At 48.7% G+C, this 20,567-nt stretch carries 18 protein-coding genes and 2 pseudogenes; 10 read left to right on the top strand and 10 right to left on the bottom strand.

The features are described from left to right. Positions 1-7: 7 nt before the first annotated feature. The 3 genes and pseudogenes from ACX9GV_RS15540 to tnpA all read right to left on the bottom strand — a co-directional run. Complete coding sequence (locus ACX9GV_RS15540; RefSeq protein ID WP_473196126.1) at positions 8-478, bottom strand: TauD/TfdA family dioxygenase; 471 nt, start codon at positions 476-478, stop codon at positions 8-10. Beyond that, positions 475-1,011, bottom strand: a complete 537-nt coding sequence (locus ACX9GV_RS15535; RefSeq protein ID WP_473196125.1) for a hypothetical protein — start codon at positions 1,009-1,011, stop codon at positions 475-477. Before ACX9GV_RS15535 ends, ACX9GV_RS15540 begins: the two co-directional genes overlap by 4 nt. 1,069 nt (positions 1,012-2,080) lie before the next feature. Beyond that, positions 2,081-2,248, bottom strand: a pseudogene (tnpA, locus tag ACX9GV_RS15530) (IS200/IS605 family transposase); the annotation flags it as partial. Positions 2,249-2,316: 68 nt separating this feature from the next. On the opposite strand from tnpA, the gene ACX9GV_RS15525 reads away from it, so the two are divergent. Then, positions 2,317-3,525: an RNA-guided endonuclease InsQ/TnpB family protein gene (locus tag ACX9GV_RS15525; protein ID WP_473196124.1), complete on the top strand. Its 1,209-nt coding sequence runs from the start codon at positions 2,317-2,319 to the stop codon at positions 3,523-3,525. Positions 3,526-3,547: 22 nt separating this feature from the next. Here ACX9GV_RS15525 and speF read toward each other — a convergent pair whose 3' ends face one another. After that, positions 3,548-5,719, bottom strand: coding sequence for an ornithine decarboxylase SpeF (gene speF, locus ACX9GV_RS15520; protein ID WP_473196123.1), 2,172 nt, complete (start codon positions 5,717-5,719; stop codon positions 3,548-3,550). A gap of 288 nt (positions 5,720-6,007) precedes the next feature. Here speF and ACX9GV_RS15515 point away from each other — a divergent pair, with 288 nt between their 5' ends. The 6 genes and pseudogenes from ACX9GV_RS15515 (at position 6,008) to ACX9GV_RS15490 (ending at position 10,778) form a co-directional block, all read left to right on the top strand. After that, positions 6,008-6,445, top strand: a complete 438-nt coding sequence (locus ACX9GV_RS15515) for a YhbP family protein (RefSeq protein WP_023490608.1) — start codon at positions 6,008-6,010, stop codon at positions 6,443-6,445. 222 nt (positions 6,446-6,667) lie between these two features. Further along, positions 6,668-7,480 (top strand): annotated as a pseudogene (locus tag ACX9GV_RS15510) (ABC transporter substrate-binding protein). Positions 7,481-7,489: 9 nt separating this feature from the next. After that, positions 7,490-8,323, top strand: coding sequence for an alkaline phosphatase family protein (locus ACX9GV_RS15505; RefSeq protein ID WP_473198048.1), 834 nt, complete (start codon positions 7,490-7,492; stop codon positions 8,321-8,323). Between the two features lie 258 nt (positions 8,324-8,581). Beyond that, complete coding sequence (locus ACX9GV_RS15500; RefSeq protein WP_473196122.1) at positions 8,582-8,824, top strand: hypothetical protein; 243 nt, start codon at positions 8,582-8,584, stop codon at positions 8,822-8,824. Positions 8,825-8,875: 51 nt separating this feature from the next. Continuing rightward, the gene (locus ACX9GV_RS15495) at positions 8,876-9,529 is read left to right on the top strand and encodes an HAD family hydrolase (RefSeq protein ID WP_473196121.1); all 654 of its coding nucleotides are present in this window, start codon (positions 8,876-8,878) and stop codon (positions 9,527-9,529) included. Between the two features lie 181 nt (positions 9,530-9,710). Continuing rightward, the gene (locus ACX9GV_RS15490; RefSeq protein WP_473196120.1) at positions 9,711-10,778 is read left to right on the top strand and encodes a DUF1176 domain-containing protein; all 1,068 of its coding nucleotides are present in this window, start codon (positions 9,711-9,713) and stop codon (positions 10,776-10,778) included. A gap of 166 nt (positions 10,779-10,944) precedes the next feature. Here the strand turns inward: ACX9GV_RS15490 and ACX9GV_RS15485 are convergent, their stop codons facing one another. After that, complete coding sequence (locus ACX9GV_RS15485; RefSeq protein ID WP_473196119.1) at positions 10,945-11,556, bottom strand: hypothetical protein; 612 nt, start codon at positions 11,554-11,556, stop codon at positions 10,945-10,947. A 169-nt stretch (positions 11,557-11,725) separates the two neighbouring features. Between ACX9GV_RS15485 and ACX9GV_RS15480 the strand changes: the two genes are divergently transcribed. The 3 genes from ACX9GV_RS15480 (at position 11,726) to ACX9GV_RS15470 (ending at position 12,987) form a co-directional block, all read left to right on the top strand. Continuing rightward, positions 11,726-12,352, top strand: a complete 627-nt coding sequence (locus ACX9GV_RS15480; RefSeq protein ID WP_473196118.1) for an NAD(P)H-binding protein — start codon at positions 11,726-11,728, stop codon at positions 12,350-12,352. Positions 12,353-12,508: 156 nt separating this feature from the next. Next, positions 12,509-12,796, top strand: a complete 288-nt coding sequence (locus ACX9GV_RS15475) for a type II toxin-antitoxin system RelB/DinJ family antitoxin (RefSeq protein ID WP_473196117.1) — start codon at positions 12,509-12,511, stop codon at positions 12,794-12,796. Between the two features lie 62 nt (positions 12,797-12,858). After that, the gene (locus ACX9GV_RS15470; protein WP_473196116.1) at positions 12,859-12,987 is read left to right on the top strand and encodes a hypothetical protein; all 129 of its coding nucleotides are present in this window, start codon (positions 12,859-12,861) and stop codon (positions 12,985-12,987) included. A gap of 88 nt (positions 12,988-13,075) precedes the next feature. Here the strand turns inward: ACX9GV_RS15470 and nrdG are convergent, their stop codons facing one another. From nrdG to ACX9GV_RS15445, 5 genes are all read right to left on the bottom strand, one after another. Continuing rightward, positions 13,076-13,540: an anaerobic ribonucleoside-triphosphate reductase-activating protein gene (gene nrdG, locus ACX9GV_RS15465; protein WP_473196115.1), complete on the bottom strand. Its 465-nt coding sequence runs from the start codon at positions 13,538-13,540 to the stop codon at positions 13,076-13,078. Positions 13,541-13,639: 99 nt separating this feature from the next. Continuing rightward, positions 13,640-15,778 (bottom strand): anaerobic ribonucleoside-triphosphate reductase, encoded by a 2,139-nt coding sequence (gene nrdD, locus ACX9GV_RS15460; protein ID WP_473196114.1) that lies wholly within the window; start codon positions 15,776-15,778, stop codon positions 13,640-13,642. 498 nt (positions 15,779-16,276) lie between these two features. After that, entirely contained in the window at positions 16,277-18,310 is a 2,034-nt protein-coding gene (locus ACX9GV_RS15455; protein ID WP_473196113.1) for a glycoside hydrolase family 3 protein, read from the bottom strand. Between the two features lie 627 nt (positions 18,311-18,937). Next, entirely contained in the window at positions 18,938-19,459 is a 522-nt protein-coding gene (locus ACX9GV_RS15450) for a hypothetical protein (protein WP_473196112.1), read from the bottom strand. Positions 19,460-19,687: 228 nt separating this feature from the next. Then, positions 19,688-20,233 carry a hypothetical protein gene (locus ACX9GV_RS15445; RefSeq protein WP_473196111.1) on the bottom strand — a complete coding sequence of 182 codons (546 nt, stop codon included), beginning with the start codon at positions 20,231-20,233 and terminating at the stop codon, positions 19,688-19,690. Positions 20,234-20,567 lie beyond the last annotated feature (334 nt).

Raw genomic sequence — 20,567 nt, 5'->3', positions numbered from 1 at the left:
GATGGCCTTAAATCGAGAAAATACGCCCTTCAACCTGATTGAGGTTACGGTGATTCCACAAATTTGCCGAAACGAAGACACGTTGCACCCAGCGTAACGGCGTATCTTTTTCATCAAAAGAAGGTGTAAATTTATCGCGCGAATGCAGCACAAAGCGATTATCGATATAAACCAAATCACCCGGGCAAATATCGATACCGATGGCGTTTTCTTTCACCAGACTATAGAAACGTTCCAGCGCAGCTTCCGCTCGCGGCGTGCTGGCCACAATCATGCCGGGATAGAAGACTGCGCTAACATCCGGCAACACGTGGTTTTGCGAAATCAGCGGTACCAACTCGGTCTCTTCACGCTCGACCTGCGTAGATTGGCGCCAGCGGTACGGCAGCTTGATGCTGTACAACTGACTGGCCAACGTTTCTACATCCTCGCGACTAAGCTGAGCGATGGCCAGACGCGAATCGGAGATGCGCGTCATCGGGCTGTTCGGATCGCGGCGCACGCCAGCCAACAGCAGGCCATAGGTGAGACGTTGAACTGCTCCAGGTGTTTCAGGGCCGCATTTTCAATATGGAAGTCCAGTTCAACGTCGAATCCCAGACCGGTATATTCATTTTTGGCTTCGCGTTTTGGGATCAAGTTATTAATTAACTCTTTCCCCTCGAAATACATAGAATAGGGTTCACCAATTAACGAAGATATACCGACCAAAAAATTTTCACTGATGTTCCCCGATTTAGCCGAGGGCGTATATTGATTGGGGCAAGGGGAGAAAAAGACCTCTTTATCTACCGGCGCATTTTTTAAAATAAGGTATGGCCTTGGTTTGATCGAAGTTTTTTGTTGACTTAAAGCGGCGCTTATCCGAAGTGGCAAATGTGTGATCATGGACGATCGTATCGCATGAATATAAGCATCACCGCCGGCGGGATCGTAAGCAATTTTATCTAATGCCGAAAATAAATTGTTTCGCTCCTGCTCCATCAATTGAAAGATATTTTGGTTATCCATTCAGTGTATTCCGTGACAATAAATAAAGGATATCAAATCTAATCAAAGTGGCGAAATGTTAACACTTTGTAATCAAACACACAAATATTTATTAACTAAATGCATAATCTCAATCACGCCCCCTCCGTCCGATCCTTGGCGGAGAGTAACGGGGTTTGAAGGCCAATGAAAAACCACGCTAAGGAGATAATTCATTGTTTTTATTTAATTTTATGGTCCTGGAAACTATCGTGGCCGACTGCCATTGTCTCAGACAGCGTCAGAACTTCACGTTAACTTTTGCCCAGAAGGTACGGCCAGGTTCATTAAGTCGGATACGGGCTTACCATGTTCCGTATATCTCGTGTGTCAGGTTAGGTGCCTACTTGAATGCGGAGGGCATATGGATCACGAGAAGATAACCCCATAGTCTTCTACCCACCCTCGGTGCCTTTTGGCCACAGCGTGTTAACCACTTCCGCTGCTTACCTCGTGACGCGTTCTACGTAGATTCACTTATGTTCACCGTACTGACTACCTTGCACTTACCCGACTGTGGTTGCCAGGAAGACACGCCTCTCACGATTTGTATCCCACGCATCAGAATGCGTTTTGTTACGTTGTCAGACTCGCTACTTTATTCAGGATCCTAGGTTCACATGGTGATACAGGCGGTTCTCTCAAATCGGAGAACAACGATTTATACAGCCTAATGTCGCACAGGGGTCTGAAGCCCAACCGTACGGAAATGTACGTTAAGTGCATTTTTTGAACAGTAGTGTCAGGTTAGGTTCATAGACATGCGGCGAGAAGTGTCTAGAAAATCAAGAAAAGGCTTCAACTGGACAGTATTTTGCTTTTATCCTGACGTCAGTTTGATGTGTACTCATAAAAGACGCAGGGTAGTGCAATGGGGAATTTTCATTTGCAGTTATTGTGAGCCGATGATGATGAAATGCGAGCCGACAAAGATAAATGCGAGCTCATTGTCACTTAATGTGAGCCTGGAGGGATTTTCATTTGCAATTATTGTGAGCTCAAAAAGTGGGTAAATGCGAGCCCATAGGGTTTCAAACGCGAGCCGTTACAGGTAGTTAATCAGCAGGTGAACGTGATCGCCTTCGCCGTCCATCTCGACCAGTTCAACCTCGAAATCAGCGCATACACTGGCAAAGTAATTTCGTAGCTTCTCGATAGCATCCTGATCAAATACTCTGCGTCGATACTTGGTGACAAAGACCAAGTGAACATGCATCAGGAAAGTACAATTTTTTCATCGACGAATATCAATTTCTTTTGTCATAGGCCAAGAGTATAATTGTGGGTATGAAGCGACTGCAAGCCTTTAAATTCCAGTTAAGACCCAATGGTCAGCAAGAGCGTGATATGCGGCGCTTCTCTGGGGCTTGTCGTTTTGTTTTTAACCGCGCACTGGCGTTACAGAATGAAAATCATGAGGCGGGAAACAAATACCTTCCCTATGTAAAAATGGCCGCATGGCTGGTTGAGTGGAAAAAAGAACCTGAAACTCACTGGTTGAAAGAGTCACCTTCTCAGTCTTTACAGCAGGCGTTAAAAGACCTTGAGCGAGCCTATAAAAACTTCTTCCAAAAAAGAGCCTCATTCCCACGGCTTAAAAAACGTGGTCAAAGTGATTCATTCCGCTATCCGCAAGGTGTGAAGCTCGATCAGGAAAATAACCGTATATCGTTGCCAAAACTGGGCTGGATAAGCTACCGCAACAGCCGTGAGGTTGTTGGCGAGGTGAAAAACGTCACGGTTAGCCAGTCATGCGGTAAGTGGTACATGAGTATTCAGACTGAATACGTAGTCACTGAACCGGCTCATACCTCAACATCGATGGTAGGTCTTGATGCTGGTGTAGCAAAACTCGCTACGCTCTCTGATGGCACTGTGTTTGAGCCTGTAAACAGCTTTAAAACCAATCAGAAGAAAGTTGCCAAACTTCAGCGTGAAATGAGCCGTAAGGTGAAGTTAAGCAACAACTGGAAGAAGGCAAAACGCAAAGTACAAAACCTGCATTCTCGTATCGCAAATATTCGCCGCGACTACCTTCACAAAGTCAGTACGACAATCAGCAAAAACCACGCAATGATCGTCATTGAAGACTTGAAAGTTGCCAACATGTCAAAGTCGGCAGTGGGTACGGTAATCCAGCATGGGCGCAACGTCCGTGCAAAATCAGGCTTAAACCGTTCGATATTAGATCAGGGGTGGTACGAACTTCGCCGCCAGCTTGAGTACAAACAGCTCTGGCGCGGTGGGCAGGTGCTGGCGATTAATCCAGCCTACACCAGTCAAAAATGCGCTTGCTGTGGTCATACAGCGAAAGAAAACCGCCAGTCACAAAGTCAGTTCGAGTGTCTGGAATGTGGATATACAGAGAACGCCGATATAAACGGCGCTCGTAATATTTTAGCGGCGGGGCACGCCGCGTTAGCCTGTGGAGAGATGGCAGCTTTAGGCCGCTCGATGAAGCAGGAACCCACCGAGGCGAGTCAGGCTTCGGTCTGAACGCTGTAGGGATCCTCGCCCTTTAGGGCGGGGAGGATGTCAATACATATCCATAGGTTCGGCTCCAGCCATCTTCATCGTGCTGGATGTACACACCTTGCAGCTCAGGGGCGAAGCCAGGTAATAAATTAATCCCTGCTTCCAATGCCAGAAAATAACGTTGTGCCGCGCCGCCCCAAACTTCACCGGGGACAACACATAACACCCCTGGTGGGTAAGGTAAGGCTCCTTCAGCTGCAATTCTGCCTGCTGCTTGTGCCAAGGCGACTAATTCCACATTGCCACGCACTAACTGCGTATTGGCATCTTGCGGGTTCATCATCACGGGTGGGAAATGTGCTTTGCGGAACATCTCTTTTTGTAATTGCTTAACATTATGGCTGACGTATAAATCGTGCATTTCCTGGCACAGTTGGCGCAACGTATAGTTGTGATAACGCGCTTGATGGTTTTTATACACCGTCGGTAACACCTCACTCAGCAATGAATCCTGTTCGATATGCTTTTCGAAACGGGCAAGCTGTGCCACCAAGTGGGCCATTTTGGCGCTGTCTTCTGCCGGCGTCAGCAGGAACAGAATCGAGTTGAGGTCACATTTTTCCGGCACAATACCGTTTTCACGCAGGTAATTAGCCAAAATAGTGGCTGGAATACCAAAGTGGCTATATTCCCCATTGCTGGTATCGATACCGGGTGTGGTTAACAGTAGCTTGCAGGGGTCAACAAAATATTGTGAGGCAGCATAATCTTCAAAAGCATGCCATTTCTCCCCGGGTACGAAGTCAAAAAAGCGCAGGTCATTCGCCATGGTTTCTGTGCTGTAAGATTGCCAAGGTTTGCCATCAACCTGCTCTGGCACAAAGGGTTTAATCATCGAGCAGGTTGCCAGCAGCATTTTGCGTGTTTCAATACCCAGGTGAACGCACTCTTTCCACAGGTGTGGTCCGCTCTTGCCTGCATGCATTTTGGCATTAACATCCAAGGCGGCAAACAACGGGTAGAACGGGCTGGTGGAAGCATGCAGCATAAACGCATTATTAAAACGTTTATGGTTGCAGTAGCGATCTTGCCCTTTGATATGTTTGTCTTTTTTATGGATTTGTGAGGTCTGCGAGAACCCAGCCAGCTGTTTATGCACTGATTGGGTGACGATAATGCCCGGGTCGTTTTCATTCAGCTCCAGTAACAGTGGCGAGCAATCTTTCATCATCGGAATAAATTGCTCGTAACCCACCCAGGCAGAATCAAACAGAATGTAGTCACACAGGTGGCCAATGGTGTCTACCACTTGGCGGGCATTATAAATAGTGCCGTCATACGTGCCCAATTGGATAATCGCCAGGCGGAACGGGCGCGCTTCATTGGCGCGTTCAGGGGCAACTTCACGGATTTGCTGGCGCAAATAGGGCTCTGCAAAGCAGTGGGAATCAATCCCGCCAATAAAGCCGAAGGGGTTGCGCGCGGTTTCCAAGTAGACCGGAGTGGCCCCCGCCTGGATCAGTGCGCCGTGGTGGTTGGATTTGTGGTTATTTCGGTCAAACAGCACCAGATCGCCACGGCTTAGCAGCGCATTGGTCACTACCTTGTTGGAGGCTGAAGTCCCATTGAGCACAAAATAGGTTTTGTCGGCATTGAATACTTTGGCGGCATATTGTTGTGCTTCGCAGGGGGCACCTTCATGGATCAACAGATCCCCCAGCTTGACATCGGCATTGCACATATCCGAACGGAAGATAGTTTCACCGTAAAAATCAAAGAACTGGCGGCCAGCAGGGTGTTTGCGGAAGAATGCCCCCCCTTGGTGCCCAGGGCAAGCAAAGGTCGCGTTACCCATTTCGACATACTTGGTTAGGGTATCAAAGAAGGGCGGCAGCAGTTCACTTTCATATTTCACTGCGGCGGCTTCCAACTGTTTGCCATACAATGGGCTGTTGTTGCTACCGAGTTCAAATACCCCATACAGAGCCGCTAATACGCTGCTCTCTAGCTCTTGTTCGCCACTTACCGTGACAAAAATCGGGATATCCAGGCCAGTTTCTGCTAACTGAACCAACATACCTTGTTGTACATCTTCAATCGCCAGGACGATGGCAGCAACATCATTAAAATCACTTTGATGCACATCGATAATTTCACGTGTGGTGGTAAAGCATCCTACCGTTTTTGTGTTGGCGGCAATTTTTAGTTTTTTCATTGGTCAACGTATTCCACTGGCAAATCGGCTCGCCATCAATCAAGCTGCAGGGGGCTTTCTCACTCCTCCAGCGGTTTGGCAAGCACTGCGTATTATTTTAAGTATTAAAGGCGGGATTATAAGGCAGAATGTATCTCCATTGTTATGACATTCTTGTAACTGAATTTGCATTTTTATGCGAGATTTGATGAGAATTATGCTGTTTAGCCTTGGTGGGGGTAATCGTTAATGATGGCTCTTGGCGGTTAAACTCGGCAATAAGATATTCTCTGCTCTAGGAGACTCAGCGTGAACCCCAGCGAAGACCAACAACATATTATCCGTTTTCTCAACCAGCAGCATCTGCTCACGTTGTGTGCTGGCAACGGTTTGGATATGTGGTGCGCCAACTGCTTTTATGTGTTTGATGCGCCGCGTATGGCATTGTGGTTAATGACGGAACCCCATACCCGCCACGGCACGCTGATGCAGCAACATCACCAGGTGGTGGGCACCATTGCGCCACAACCCAAGAGCATCGCCCTGATTAAAGGGGTGCAATACGCCGGTGACATCAGGTTACTGCAAGGGGATGAAGCCCAACAGGCCAGCGCACATTACTGCAAGCGTTTCCCGGTCGCCAAGGTTATGAACACCCCCGTCTGGCAGATCACCTTGCAAGAGGTGAAGATGACCGATAACACCTTGGGTTTTGGTAAAAAGCTCTACTGGCAGCGTGCGGATTAACGGCTCACCCATCAGCTTCATTCATTACGGCAAGTGGCAGCAACAAGGGGCTGGAGCCTGTCCGTCAGCGCTTTTTTCCGCCGCGTGTTAGCTTCCCACCTGTTGTGATTCTGGCGTAACAGGGCTGTCACCAAACCATCATCAAACTACACCGTAACCGTCATATTTACCCTCTAACATGCCCCTCAAACCATAATTAATCGAGTCCAGGGGAGTGAAATGATAAAGAAAGTGATGGCAAGTGCATTGACCATGGTGGCACTGAGCCAGCAGCTCTTTGCCGCCGACAATATTGCCGATTTGGAAAAAGCAGCCCGCAGAGAAGGCCAGCTCAATAGTATCGGCATGCCTGATAGTTGGGCTAACTGGAAAGATACCTGGCAGCAATTGGGCAGTATCTACGGTATCAAGCATTAGGATACTGACATGAGTTCAGCGCAGGAAATTGCCAAATTCTCTGCCGAAAAAGCTAATGCTACCGCCGATATCGGTGACGTAGGCGGCGCCTTTGGGCAAGTAGCGGTTAAGCAAGGGGTAACCCAGCCTTACAAGCCTACCACCTGGGGTGATATTCCCAACTGGGCCAAAGATGCTGACGGCCACTGGATGCTGGCCTATACCGGTACCATCGCTAATATTGAGAAGGGTGAAGTGGAAGTGGCGGTACTGTGGGATTTCAACGCCCTTAACTACCGTGACCGGATCGACCCAAACAAGTTTGATGTGGTGATCCCCAGCGATGGCTCAGTGACCGCCGGTTATACCACCATCATTAACAAGTGGGCCAAGAACCCCAATGCAGCAAAATTGGCGCGCGAATACATCCTCTCTGATGCGGGGCAAATTAACCTGGCTCGTGGTTACGCCCGCCCGATCCGCAGCAATGTGATATTGCCAGATGATGTGAAGAGCAAATTAATTGCTGCCGAGCAGTATGCCAATGCCAAGCCAGTGATTGACCAGGCGGCGTGGGAGAAAAGCTCGAAAGAACTGCCGCGCAAGTGGCAAGAATTTGTCATGATCAACATGAAGTAAGGGATGAATGTGCAACACAAGGTAATAGTGGTACTTGTTGATGGCCTCAGTGCTGAGATAGCCCATACCATGGGCTACCTGGCCGGGATGGTGGAAGCGGAGCGCGGTCTTTATACCAAGCTGAATTGTGCTCTACCTTCTCTTTCCCGCCCGCTTTATGAGTGCATCCTGACTGGGGTAGCGCCGGTGGCCAGTGGCATCACTCACAATGGCATTTGCCGCCTGAGCCAACATGATTCTATCTTTCATCTTGCCCGTGCGGCGGGGAAAACCACCGCGGCGGCGGCTTACCACTGGATCAGCGAGCTGTACAATCGCGCTCCTTGGCAAGCCAACCGGGATCGTTTTACCCATGATGAACAACTGCCGATCCAGCATGGCTGTTTTTACTGCGATGACAGCTACCCGGACAGCCATCTGCTGATGGATGGCGAGTGGCTGAGAACCCAATATGATCCCGACTTTTTGTTGATCCACCCAATGGGTGTGGATGACACCGGTCACCGCTTCGGGCTGGATTCGCGCCAATATCGTAATCAGGCGCGGCGCATGGACGGCCTGCTGGCGGATCTTCTGCCTCAGTGGTTGGCGCAGGGGTATCAGGTACTGGTGACCTCGGATCACGGCATGAATAACGACTTGAGCCACGGTGGCATTTTGCCGGAAGAGCGCACAGTGCCGCTGTGGTTGTTTGGCGATGCTTTCGTCGCACAATGGCCTGCAGGAGCCAGCATCCAGCAGACTCAGCTCTGTGCACTGATGGCGGATCTGCTCGGGGTTGCTCACCAAAAATCGCGCGGCCCATCGCTACTCAAGGCGGCCTTGTTACCTGAGGTGCATTGATGATGTCTGCAACAACCCAGACAGTGCGGGATCAACAGCGGATCCCGCACGCTGTCCGCCGTCACCGGCTTCCGGCACTGGTGTTATTGCCTTTTGCCCTGTTGATGTTCTTGTTCCAGTTAGCTCCCTTGGTGTGGGTGCTGGTGGGGAGTTTTCAGACATCAGAAGGTTGGGGCATCGATAATTACCAAGAGATACTCAGCTCGCCTTTTTACCTGCAAGCGTTCAGTAACTCATTGAGTATCGAGGGTCTTCCTGATGAACCAAGGGAAGATAGTGCAAAGCGGCAGGCCAGACCAGATTTATACGCAACCTGCCAGCGAATTTGTGGTGGGTTTTATTGGCAACTATAACCTGTTGGGGCCGGAGCAGGGCAAGTCTCTATTTGGCGCACAGTTTAGTGGCAAGCTGGCGTTGCGGCCGGAAGCGATCACTCTGCTGCCAGTGGGTACCGCAGTGACGCTGGCGGTTGCTCGGGATCAGCTTTGTGAAGTTGCCTAGCTGATAGTTTTTTTCTTGTGGTTTATACCTAAGTAATTACCAGGAGTGGTGATGGCACTGGCACTATTTGATTTGGACGATACCCTGCTCTGCGGCGACTCTTCTAGCCTGTGGATGGAATATATGGTGGCGCAACAGTTGGCTCCGGCAACGATGCTTGCTGAGGAACAAGCCATGATGACGCTCTACTATCAGGGCAAGATGGATATGCATCAATATATGGCTTTTACCTTACAGCCGCTGGTGGGCAAGTCCCGTCAGTGGCTCGGCCAACAGAGTCAGGACTTTATTGAGCGGGTGTTGCGCCAGCGTGTTTACCCGGAAGGGATAGCCCGTATCGAATGGCATCGCCAACGGGGTGATACCTTGATATTGGTTTCCGCCACCGGGGAACACTTGGTGGCACCAATGGCCCAGATGCTGGGGATGGATCACTGCGTTGCCATCCTGCTGGAAGAAGAGCAGGGCAGGTTGACCGGCCAGACATACGGTACGCTGAGCTTTCGTGAGGGCAAAGTGGCCCGCATCAAGCAGCTATTCGGTGAGCAGCCAGACCTCTGGCAGGGCAGTTTCGGTTACAGCGATTCCCACAATGACTTGCCGATGTTGCAGGCAGTAGCCCACCCCTACGCCGTCAATCCGTATCCGGGTTTACGTCAACTTGCTGATGAGCATCACTGGCCTATTCTTGAATGGCAGCTCTAACTATTCTCTCTGTTCCCTTGGCCTGAAGTTTGGCATCACTCCCCCTTCTTTGTTATCGCACCGGGTGTATACCGGTGCGCCTCCGCAGTCGGCTAACCTGCGTCACTCGCACCGGTAGCACTATTCCGCGCAGCTCTTTATATTGTGGGAACACTTCCACTATTCCTTAATGCGGTATCCCATGAACCATAAAAAAATAGCGGCATTAGTATTGGCTGGTAGCTTTATTTCTTCGGCGATGGCGCAGGATGAGGGGGTTTCTTTTGCACACAAAAACTGGGAGCTGGTTTGTGATAACACTCATACCTGCCGTGCGGCGGGTTACAGTAACGGTGAGGAGGGGGCCACGGGCTCAGTGCTGATTACCCGCCTTGCTGGCCCGGGTACGCAACCCACTGGGGCGGTGACGTTGGCGGATATTGAGTCTAATGAATCTTCCCCGGTACCCAAATTGACCCTATGGATTAACGATAAATCGATGGGTAGCGTCCAACCCACTCAAGAGGGCATCTGGCATTTATCAAGCAACCAAACGCTGGCGGTGCTCAAAACGGTCAACGGCAGTGGCAAAGTTGAATTTAAAGGTGGGCCAGTTTCTTTTGTATTATCCGGGGATGGGGCCACTGCCGTATTACTGAAAATGGATGATGTGCAAGGGCGTATTGGCACTCCGGGTGCATTGACTAAAAAAGGCGATAAACCGGAAAGCAGCGTACCAGCAGCGATTCCTGCCCCGGTGATTCAATGGGTCAAAGTGAGTGATGTGCCGGAGCGTCTACTCACTGCACCAGAAATAGCAGCGTTAAAACCAAAACTGTTGGCAATGTTAAAACCGGATGATTGTGAGCACCTATGGTTTGATTTGAAGAATAATTCAGATTTAGGCACATCTGCGGACCATGAGGATGCCTTAACACTGACCCCACTGGGTAACGACCATGCGTTGATCTCTACACTCTGTTGGCGAGCCGCCTATAACCAAGGTTATGGTTATTGGGTTATCGACAATGCATTGAAAACTGACCCGGTTTTGGTGACCAATTCCGCTTCAGGCTATAGTCAAGGGGTGATTTCCCTAGGACAAAGAGGGCGCGGATTGGGGGATTGCTTTTCAACAGCACGTTGGCTATGGGATGGTGAAACCTTCCACAAAAGCCGTGAAGCGACCACCGGTATGTGCAGCTATATCCATTTGGGCGGCACCTGGGATCTGCCGACGTTTGTCACAGAGGTCAAACCCGCTTTATAAAGGCACCATGATTAAGCTGAAACCGCTCAGTTATTTTAAAACCGTGGTGGGGCCGGGCTCTGTTTCTGTGGCTTCCGCCATGCGGTATATCGCCCAGCCCCATTAGGTAGGGTCAACTAAGTCGGGGTCAAGAACAGTTGGAGCCAGAAACAAACAGCGAGCAACATCACGGTACGGCGCATAAGTGCATATCTTTGGGGGCATCAGTTGACCCCTGTAGGTCTTCTTCAGGAATGCGTTGGAAGGCGCGCCAGTGTGATTCATCGATCGAGACAACTGTCCCGCTACCAAGGCATAGCAATTCAACACTGTGGGGTTTGGTATCGCATTGAGCGCTGCCGAGTAGGCAGCGTTCCCAGATTTTTATTTGGGTTTTCGACTCAGTGCCGGTGGTGTTGACTGTCACTGGTTTGGTGGCAATGATCATATAACTAAAGTCGCCATTGGGATAATGGCGCTTCCAGTCATCCGGCCAATATCTTTTATGTAATCCATAACCATAAATTGAAAAAGCAGGCAGTGTCGAAATCAATACCAGTATCACGGTGATAGTGGCCAGGCTACGGCAGGTTTGGCCTGTTCGAGACCACACCAGCAGACCGATAACAGGGAAGATAATAGCGCATATTACAACCCAGGTTAGTAATGAGTTCAGGGCATTTATGGCGCAGGTCTCGCCACAATACTTGGGTTCGAAGGCCATATTAAGCGTTGAGATAACTACACCACAAAAGAAGCCTGCAATAATCAACAGCAGACTTGCCCAAAGACGTTTCATATGACCTCCCTGTAGCGACTCGTTTCCTGAAATCAAGTCCATGATATACCGAAATTCAATTAAGATGCAGTGAGATAGCAACAGAGTATGGTTTCGCCATCTTCTACCGGCAGCCTGATTGATAACAGGTATACTCTATGCAAATGGTCAAAGAGATAAAGAGGATCTGATGGCACGAGTATTAATCACCGGCGCTAGTGGGTTGGTAGGGGGCGAACTGTTGCATTTGTTGCAATTAGACAGCCAGGTCAGCCGTATAGTGGCTCCTACACGTAGCGCACTGCCCCCTCATAGTAAATTGCAAAACCCGGTAGGGAAAGATCTGCACGAGTTGTTGAACTCGTTGGCGGAACCAGTGGATAGGGTGTTTTGTTGCCTGGGAACCACGCGTCGTCAGGCCGGGAGCGCCGACGCTTTCCGCCATGTGGATTACCAACTGGTGGTTGATACCGCCCTTACCGGGCAGCGGCTGGGGGCGCAACACTGCCTGGTGGTCAGCGCGCTAGGGGCGAACCCCGGTTCCCTCTTTTTGTATAACCGCACCAAAGGGCAAATGGAACAAGCGCTGCGTGAACAGCATTGGCCACGCCTGACGTTGGTGCGCCCGTCAATGCTGACGGGGGAGCGTACTCACGCCCGTTTGCTGGAGCGGCTGACTGCGCCGTTATTTAACCTGTTACCCGGTAAATGGCGTAGTGTCGCTGCCAAAGACGTGGCACAAGCCTTGTTGACCGAGGCGCTAACCCCGGGTAATGGCGTTAAGGTATTGGAGTCTGACCAAATCAAGGCGGGATAATATCCCCTCAGCTCAAATCGCCGTGAGCGGGAGCCTAGGCTGAGAGGAGCATGGATAAACAGCGCAGAAATTAATCTTTTTTGCTTATATTGTTGTCACCGATGTGCTAACACGTCATCAGGCTGTAAACATAGAATCAAAGTAGGAGTGCTAAACGTGGAAAGCCGTATCCAATTTCGTATTGAATATGAAACCAAATTGCTGGCACAGAAAGCAGCAGAGTCTAAAGGTACCACGCTCAGTGAGGCATGCCGCCATTTAATATATCAAATGGCGGCCGAACAGCGGGCATCTGAACAGCATGAAAATTGGTTGCAGGAAAGGGTTGATGCCGCTTTTGCCCGTTTGCATCAGGGAAAGGCCGTTTCTCTTGATGGACAGCAAGTTGCAGAAAGAATGGAAAACTTCAAAGCCAAAATCAGAGCAAAATACACCACTCAATAACGATTGCTAGGCGCATCGTATGGGACGACGTTGCGTTACAGGATCGAGAACGCATTTTTGAATTGCTTTATCCAATCAATCCATTGGTGGCCGAGCAAGTTGATATTGAAATTGCGTTGGCCGTCGAGCGGTTGTCGGATAACCCACAATTGGGTAGGCCTTGGTACGGGGGGCGCGAAAATTGTTGGTGAGTAAAGCATCGTTATTAGTGATATACGTCGTTTTGGATGAGGCAATAAAAATTTTAGCGATCACCCATCAACGAGAGAAATTCCCCGCTTAACGTAATTGATGTACCACTTGATTACTGCTGCCACGCCAAATCAGCGCCGGGTCTTTTAAGGCCTGGACAAATTTTCCATCTATCAACACATTGATCTGGTTGACGATTTTCATCTGCGCATTATCGAGATCTTCCAGCTTGTAGCCAGTCCATAACCAGATATCTTTACCGGGGCATTCAGCGCGCACGCGAGTGACTAACTGCAATATGGCCGGGACATTGGCTGGGTGCAAGGGGTCCCCCCCTGAGAGGGATAACCCTTGGCGTGGAATACGCTGATCATTGAGATCAGCAATTATCTGCGCTTCCATTTGTGGGGTAAACGCGATACCCGAATCGAGCCGCCAGGTGCTTTTGTTATAGCAGCCCGGGCATTGATGCTCGCAGCCAGCAACAAACAACGTGCAACGTGTGCCTGGGCCGTTGATCACATCAATGGGATAGTATTGATGGTAATTCATTTATCTCTTACCTGTTCCACGCCGACACCTGCGGTTGCCATGATGGGTATTATTGGTTCGCCAAGAATACCCATCGCTAATACCCATCATTATGGGCAATTAACCAAGCTGCCCGTTGGCCAAGTGTTTTATCCGGCGTTTAACTTCTTCCTGCTTACCGGCGTTAAACGGCCTTGCATCCGGGCTGCCCAGGTAGCCACAAACACGGCGGGTGACCGAGACTTTTGCCGGGTCATGGTTGCCGCATTTCGGGCAGGTAAACCCTTTGCTGGTACAAGAGAACTCGCCAGTATAGCCACACTCATAGCACTCATCGATCGGCGTATTGGTGCCGTAGTAAGGGACGCGGCTGTAGCTGTAATCCCATACATCTTCCAACGCTTTCAGGTTGTGCTGCAGGTTCGGATATTCGCCGTAACAGATAAAGCCGCCGCTGGTCAGTGGCGGATAGGGGGCCTCAAAGTCCAGCTTGTCGTAAGGGTTGACCTTTTTCTCAACATCCAGATGGAAGCTGTTGGTGTAGTAACCTTTGTCGGTTACCCCTTCCACCACACCAAACTCACTGGTATCCAAACGGCAAAAGCGATCACACAGGTTTTCACTTGGCGTACTGTACAGGCTAAAGCCATAACCGGTTTCCGCTTTCCAGCTATCGGTGGCGGCTTTCAGGCGTTCTACAATCGCCACAGCTTTGGCGCGTAATTGCTGGTCATCGTAAACATGTTTCCCGGCACCAAACAGGGCATTGATGGTTTCATGCACACCGATATAGCCTAATGAGATCGAAGCACGGCCATGTTTGAAGATTTCGGCGACATTATCGTCGGCGTTTAACCTGACACCACAGGCCCCTTCCATATATAGAATTGGCGCGACACGCGCTTTGGTGCCTTCCAGGCGTGCAATGCGCGTCATCAGGGCTTTCTTGGCCAGTAATAACCGTTCATCAAGCAACTGCCAGAAACGTGATTCATCCCCCTTGGCTTCCAGGGCAATGCGCGGCAGGTTGAGGCTGATGACGCCGATATTGTTGCGGCCATCGTGAATCAGTTCGCCATTTTCTTCATAGGTACCCAGGAAGCTGCGGCAACCCATTGGCGTTTTAAATGAACCGGTGACCTGAACTACCTGGTCGTAATTAAGAATATCCGGGTACATACGCTTGCTGGCACACTCAAGCGCCAACTGCTTGATGTCGTAGTTGGGGTCACCGAACTTGTGGTTCAAGCCGTCACGAATGGCGAAAACCAGTTTAGGGAATACCGCGGTTTTACGGTTTTTGCCCAAGCCGGCAATGCGATTTTTCAGGATCGATTGCTGAATCAACCGCGATTCCCAACCGGTGCCCAAGCCAAAACCGAAAGTGACAAATGGCGTCTGGCCGTTGGCGGTGTGCAGCGTATTGACTTCATACTCCAACGACTGGAAGGCGTCGTAACACTCTTTTTCGGTACGCGCCATCGCATAGCCTTCTACATCCGGGATCTGCCACTCTTGTGCCACTTTCCGGTGTTTCTCCAGGCTTTCACTGACAAAAGGAGCCAGAATTTCATCAATGCGGTTGATGGTGGTACCGCCATAAATATGGCTAGCTACCTGTGCGATGATCTGAGCGGTAACCGCTGTGGCGGTGGAAATTGACTTCGGTGGTTCAATTTCGGCATTACCCATTTTGAAACCGTTCGTCAGCATGCCCTGCAGGTCGATCAACATGCAGTTGAACATCGGGAAGAATGGCGAGTAATCGAGGTCGTGGTAGTGGATCTCCCCACGTTCATGGGCCAGCACCACGTCACGTGGCAAAATATGCTGTTTGGCATAGTGTTTAGCGACAATACCTGCCAGCAGATCACGTTGGGTCGGGATCACTTTGCTGTCTTTATTGGCATTCTCGTTCAACAGCGCCAAATTACTCTGTTCAACCAGGCCACGGATCTCCTGGTTCAGTCTGCCGCGCAGTTCCCTGGCCACATCGCGGTCATGACGATATTCGATGTAAGTACGGGCCAACTGTTTGTATTGGCCTGCCATTAATTGGTTTTCAACCGCCTGCTGGATTTCATGAATATCGACACGTGACTGCTGTTCCATCTGTTGAGCGACCACTCGGGCGACGGTAGCACAGTAGTCGTCATCGACCACTCCGGCAGCCAGCGCGGCCCGCTCAATGGCCTGCTTGATGCGTATCTCGTCAAAAGAGACCTGGCAACCGTCCCGCTTAATCACTACTGGTTTCACGTTGTTACTCCTGTTCCCATTGGGGAGCGTCAGCTTATCCACAGGGCAAAACCGCAAGACACAAGGGCTGCGGGAGGTGTGGATGACATTGTGGATAACTACTATATATAGGTGTTTATATATTTTAGTGCACTATATATGGGTGTGTTGTGTTTTTTGTTGATGTAGGGCAAGGAATTTGGGAGAGAGTTTGAACGCTGTACAGCGGTACATTTCAGTAACAAGGGTAGCCCTTGCTATCAGGGGGACTGCACCTTATTGTTGCCAGATTGTCAAAACGTAAAGAAATCACCAAAGCGTGATTTAGATCACTTTAAGCATCCAAAGAGAGAGCTGGGCAAGCGAAATAGGCGGTCAATAAGGCGCTGTCTATAGCGACCTGAACCGTTGAGTCAAAATGGCTGTGGATCTCTCTGGTTGCAAACAATACGAGTATTTACCCCAGAAACTCGGCTAACCAAGTTACTGGGGCTTGGTGGAGTGACAGCCAGCCTGGGGTTACAAAATACCCGCACCAATAGGGAACAGTGGGTTGGCAGAGTCATGCGGTACATCTTCTTTCTGTTCCAACACCGCTTGCCAACTGGAGGGCAACTCGAAGGGTAATTTACCCTGTGCCTTGCTCTTACCTGTAATAACATCCAGCACGGCTTGGTCGGAAGCACCGAAGTTAGCCAGCAGCACATCCGTTTTATCGACGATATTGGTCAGGATGGCTGGGCGATCAAGGTAAACGGAAATCACCGTTGGAATATTGTGTGCCTTCACCCGTTTGATAAGCTGGTAGTCCTCACTGCCGCTGTAAGTGCCGGTTTTCTTATCCAGCACCACGGTATCGGCATCGTCAAAGCCCAATTGCCCAAAGTTGACCAGTACACCAAAGGGATAGTGGGGATCGTTTTGATGGGGAGTATCTACCCGCAGGATAGCGATTTCAGCTTCTTCTGGTGTAGCAACCACTTCCATACCATATTGTGCTGCCACGCTGGCATTAACGTTATGCAGGAACACCTTCTTACCGCTCAACGCTAAGGGTAACAGGGTACGGTTATTCTGCAGCAGGATCTGCGAACGGCGCTGTGCGTCATCCCCTTTTTGTTGGAATTCACGGTTGCCGACAATTTTCACCGCCTGAGCTTCATTGACGTAGGGTTTCTCAAACAGCCCCAGTTCAAATTTTTGCTGCAAAATACGCGTGACTGAAGCGTCGATAGTCGCCACCGGTATTTGTTGCTCGTTGATGGCGGCGATCAGATCGCTGGAGTCGGTGGTTCCGCCGAACTGGTCGATACCGGCCTCAACCGCTTTCACCACCCGTTCTTGACGCGTGAGGTTTTCAACTCCCCATGGCATCCCGATGCCAGCGGCCCAAGGTGAAACACCAGCCGCGATATCGGCATCGCTGTTACCAGTGATACATTTGCCTTCGCAGCTTTCCAAAATACCCCAGTCGCTTAACACCACACCGGTGAAACCAAAGCGGCCACGCAATATTTCGCTCAATACCAGTTTGTTAAAGCCAAAACCGACCTCCTCAACCAGTTGCTCCTTGTACCACAAATTGATTGGCTGACCGTAATAAGGCATCACCGAAGCGACCTTGGCGGCAAATGCACCTTCAAACGGCACCAAGTGGTATTCCAGGTTTTCCCCCGGGTAGACCTGCTGTTTACCAAAGGCGTTGTGTGGATCCAGCCCATTCAACTGAGGGCCACCCCCGGCAAAATGTTTGACTACCGTGATAACACTATTCGGGGTCAAGCCTTTGTCGCCATTCTGGAAGCCTTCGATATAGGCTTGCACCAAACGTTTGGCCAGTTGGTTATCTTCACCAAAGGTGCCATTGATGCGCCCCCAGCGTGGTTCGGTAGACAGGTCGGCCTGCGGTGACAATGCCATATGGATCCCGACAGCCCGATATTCCTGGCGTGCGATATCACCAAAAGTTTTGACCAGAGCAGTATCATCTATTGCTGCCAGGCCAAGGGGTTCTGGCCATTGTGAGAAGCTCCCCGCTGCAATACTGGTCGCGTTGGGGTCATTAACAAAGTGGTTGCGCGGGTCGGTACTGATGGTCAGGGGAATACCCAGGCGGGTTTTCTCGGCCATTTCCTGTAATGCGTTGTTATCAGCAGAAATAAACTGGGGGTTGCCGGCCATACGGGTAATAAAGGTGTTGGCGAGGCGTTGATTAATGTCTTCTTCGGTCGCACTGAGATCGACACGCCCGGCGTTATCAAGGGCGATGGTACCGTGCATCATGGCTCCGGCTTTTTCTTCCACGCTCATGCGGGTGGTCAGGTCGTGAGCTCGGGTGGCACTGTCGAGACGCCAGTCTTCATAAGGGTCGAGCTGACCATTTTTATTCATATCTTTAAATTTCAGCGTACCGACAGTAATAATTGGAATATTCCTACTTTCCAATTCTGCCTGAGAGCTTGGCGCCACGTAAGAATCATTATTATCACACCCGGCTAAGCTGGCCGCTAACAACCCACTGAATATCAGTATCGACTTTCTTTTAAAACGCATAAAGAAAACTCCATATCGTGATACCGGTGATCCTTCAAGGTGCAGAATGATTGGCTAAACGGCTTGTTCACGCCCCGTCATTGGGGTAATAATTTCGAGACGCTTTACTGAATTGCCACTGACCTACGTCCTGAAGTCACTTAGGTAACAGGTAAAATAAACCACAGATGAAACGAACTTTCAGTAACCTGGTTTTAATCACTATTTTAAATTGGTTGGTTTTATATTTTTTTATTAATCATTACATATTATTCTTGCCGCATAAAGTAAATGCATGGCCAATTTGAGACTCTCTTCACACTTTAGCCTGAATAATTGATCTGATGCGAAGAAAATATTTTTTGGTACCGCGCTATGTGGGTTGTAAAACCCTATTTTTGCGTAGTGAGGTCTAAATTTGGTGAGGTAAAGGATTAATCCCAAGACAATTTTATCAGGCTTCTGAGAATCACTATTCAAAGGGTGATGATAAGAAATGATAGAGCGGTAAAGGGCCGGTTGATATGAGAGGCGTTATTCTCTTTCAGGGGCGGAGCCTATTTTTTATTGGGTGATTTCTGTACGGGAAATATCTCTGCCGGTTGAAAGGTGGCGGGGGCGTCACCATTTAATACCTAACAAGTATAATTATTTGTTATGTTTGGCATTTAACTTATCAAGATGCTGCTGAAAACCAGCCTGCATGGGAATAAGTTTATTCTGAAGTAATAACATTTCTTTAATATCTTGTTCCGAAAGTTTATCTGGATGATTAAGGTATTTGGTGATTTTGCTCGATAATTCATTTATCGTAATGAATTCCTCTTTCATTTCTTGTATTTCTTTGCTTTTAACTTGCCAATTAATCAGTTGTTCATTGGTTTTTTCAAAATTGGATATCATATTTTCAAATGCTTTTTCTTTCGTTTCTTTATTAGGGCTACTCATTGCGTTCCATAACTCGTCTGGCAACTTTTTCGTGAAGGTGTCGGATTTTTTAATAATATCATTCAAAGCAGTTAAATCTGCTTTAATGTCTGGCGTGTTATCTGCTGATAACGTTTCTTGCTTTGTTGATGCGTTGCCTTCTACACTGCTGGTTGAATTAGCAGTGTGACTGAACAATGCCAGGAGTGCTGTGGCGCAGATAGCAGTGATTAGCTTTCTCATTGTTTCTCCTTAAAACCTATGCTATCCCTGCAGATTAAGTGTCATAGTATAAAAATTGCACCATGAAAACCGATGTACTGAAAGCAGGATATATTCCTTATACTGCAAGTCGTGCGTTACTCGCCTCTTCCCTGAGGCTCTTCCAACAGCCCAATGCAAGCGTTGTGTTTTGTCTTATCACTTTATTGGACTTGGATATAAAAATACATTCCCAGTAATTAGAGTAATTTATTGAATATTGTATTCTTTATTCAATTTGTTCAGTTTTTCCCCATATATCTTCATTAGGGTGACAGATTTTTCCTGAAGAGAATTCATTTGTTGAACCTCACTTTCAGAAAGGGATTGCCCTTTTTTATTAAGTTCAATATTCTTTTTAACGAAATCTAACAATATAATCCCGATATCATTGCTTGTAACTATGTCCATTCTGACATCTTGTAATTCTTGGCTTTTAATGGTCAGCGCTTTCAATTGGTTGGTGAGTTCTATAACGCTGGATTTAACTTTATCAAATGCTTTAATCATCCCATCAGCATCTTCTTTTTTTCCAGCTTCTGATAATTCAATTTTTATTTTAGCTACATCACTGTTATGTGCTTTCATAAGGCGACTTAAATCAGTTAAATCTGACTTAATGTCCGCTTTATTATCTGATGATAATGTTTCTTGCGTTGCTGAAAAGTTGCCACCTGAACTACTTGCTGAATTTGCTGTATTACCCACTAATGCCAGAAGGACTGTAGCAAAAATAATTCCTGTTACCTTTTTCATCTATTATCCCTTAAAAATAAGTCACATAGTGTAAAAACCGCACCATAAAAGCTCAAAAAATGAGCCGGTGAAGAATTATAACGCTATATTTAGGAAAGTTCTAATTTGATTGGTCGGAAAGAAGTTGGGGGAAATCAAGGTGATGGGTCTAGGTAGTTCCAGGTTTATCTGCCTTTATTCAGAATGCCAGGATAGAAGCTCTGTTAAAATCGGTTTATTGCATTTTTCGACTATACCCTAAATAATTCGTTTTGCAGGAAGGCGGCGACGCAGAGAATCCCCAGGAGCTTACACGGGTAAGTGACTGGGGTGAGCGAGGAAAGCCAACACACAT

The organism is Serratia sp. 25CWL12 (genome assembly GCF_055790885.1).
Note: the sequence above shows the minus strand (reverse complement) of the source record. Positions and strands in the feature narration are given on the sequence as shown.

Bases quoted from the DNA above. Each gene is read 5' to 3' on its own strand.
- ACX9GV_RS15525 (WP_473196124.1), top strand. From the start codon at position 2,317: ATGAAGCGACTGCAAGCCTTTAAATTCCAGTTAAGACCCAATGGTCAG.
- ACX9GV_RS15445 (WP_473196111.1), bottom strand. From the start codon at position 20,233: ATGAAAAAGGTAACAGGAATTATTTTTGCTACAGTCCTTCTGGCATTA.
- ACX9GV_RS15450 (WP_473196112.1), bottom strand. From the start codon at position 19,459: ATGAGAAAGCTAATCACTGCTATCTGCGCCACAGCACTCCTGGCATTG.
- ACX9GV_RS15455 (WP_473196113.1), bottom strand. From the start codon at position 18,310: ATGCGTTTTAAAAGAAAGTCGATACTGATATTCAGTGGGTTGTTAGCG.
- ACX9GV_RS15490 (WP_473196120.1), top strand. From the start codon at position 9,711: ATGAACCATAAAAAAATAGCGGCATTAGTATTGGCTGGTAGCTTTATT.
- speF (WP_473196123.1), bottom strand. From the start codon at position 5,719: ATGAAAAAACTAAAAATTGCCGCCAACACAAAAACGGTAGGATGCTTT.
- ACX9GV_RS15480 (WP_473196118.1), top strand. From the start codon at position 11,726: ATGGCACGAGTATTAATCACCGGCGCTAGTGGGTTGGTAGGGGGCGAA.
- ACX9GV_RS15495 (WP_473196121.1), top strand. From the start codon at position 8,876: ATGGCACTGGCACTATTTGATTTGGACGATACCCTGCTCTGCGGCGAC.
- ACX9GV_RS15500 (WP_473196122.1), top strand. From the start codon at position 8,582: ATGAACCAAGGGAAGATAGTGCAAAGCGGCAGGCCAGACCAGATTTAT.
- ACX9GV_RS15485 (WP_473196119.1), bottom strand. From the start codon at position 11,556: ATGAAACGTCTTTGGGCAAGTCTGCTGTTGATTATTGCAGGCTTCTTT.
- nrdG (WP_473196115.1), bottom strand. From the start codon at position 13,540: ATGAATTACCATCAATACTATCCCATTGATGTGATCAACGGCCCAGGC.
- ACX9GV_RS15535 (WP_473196125.1), bottom strand. From the start codon at position 1,011: ATGGATAACCAAAATATCTTTCAATTGATGGAGCAGGAGCGAAACAAT.
- ACX9GV_RS15540 (WP_473196126.1), bottom strand. From the start codon at position 478: ATGACGCGCATCTCCGATTCGCGTCTGGCCATCGCTCAGCTTAGTCGC.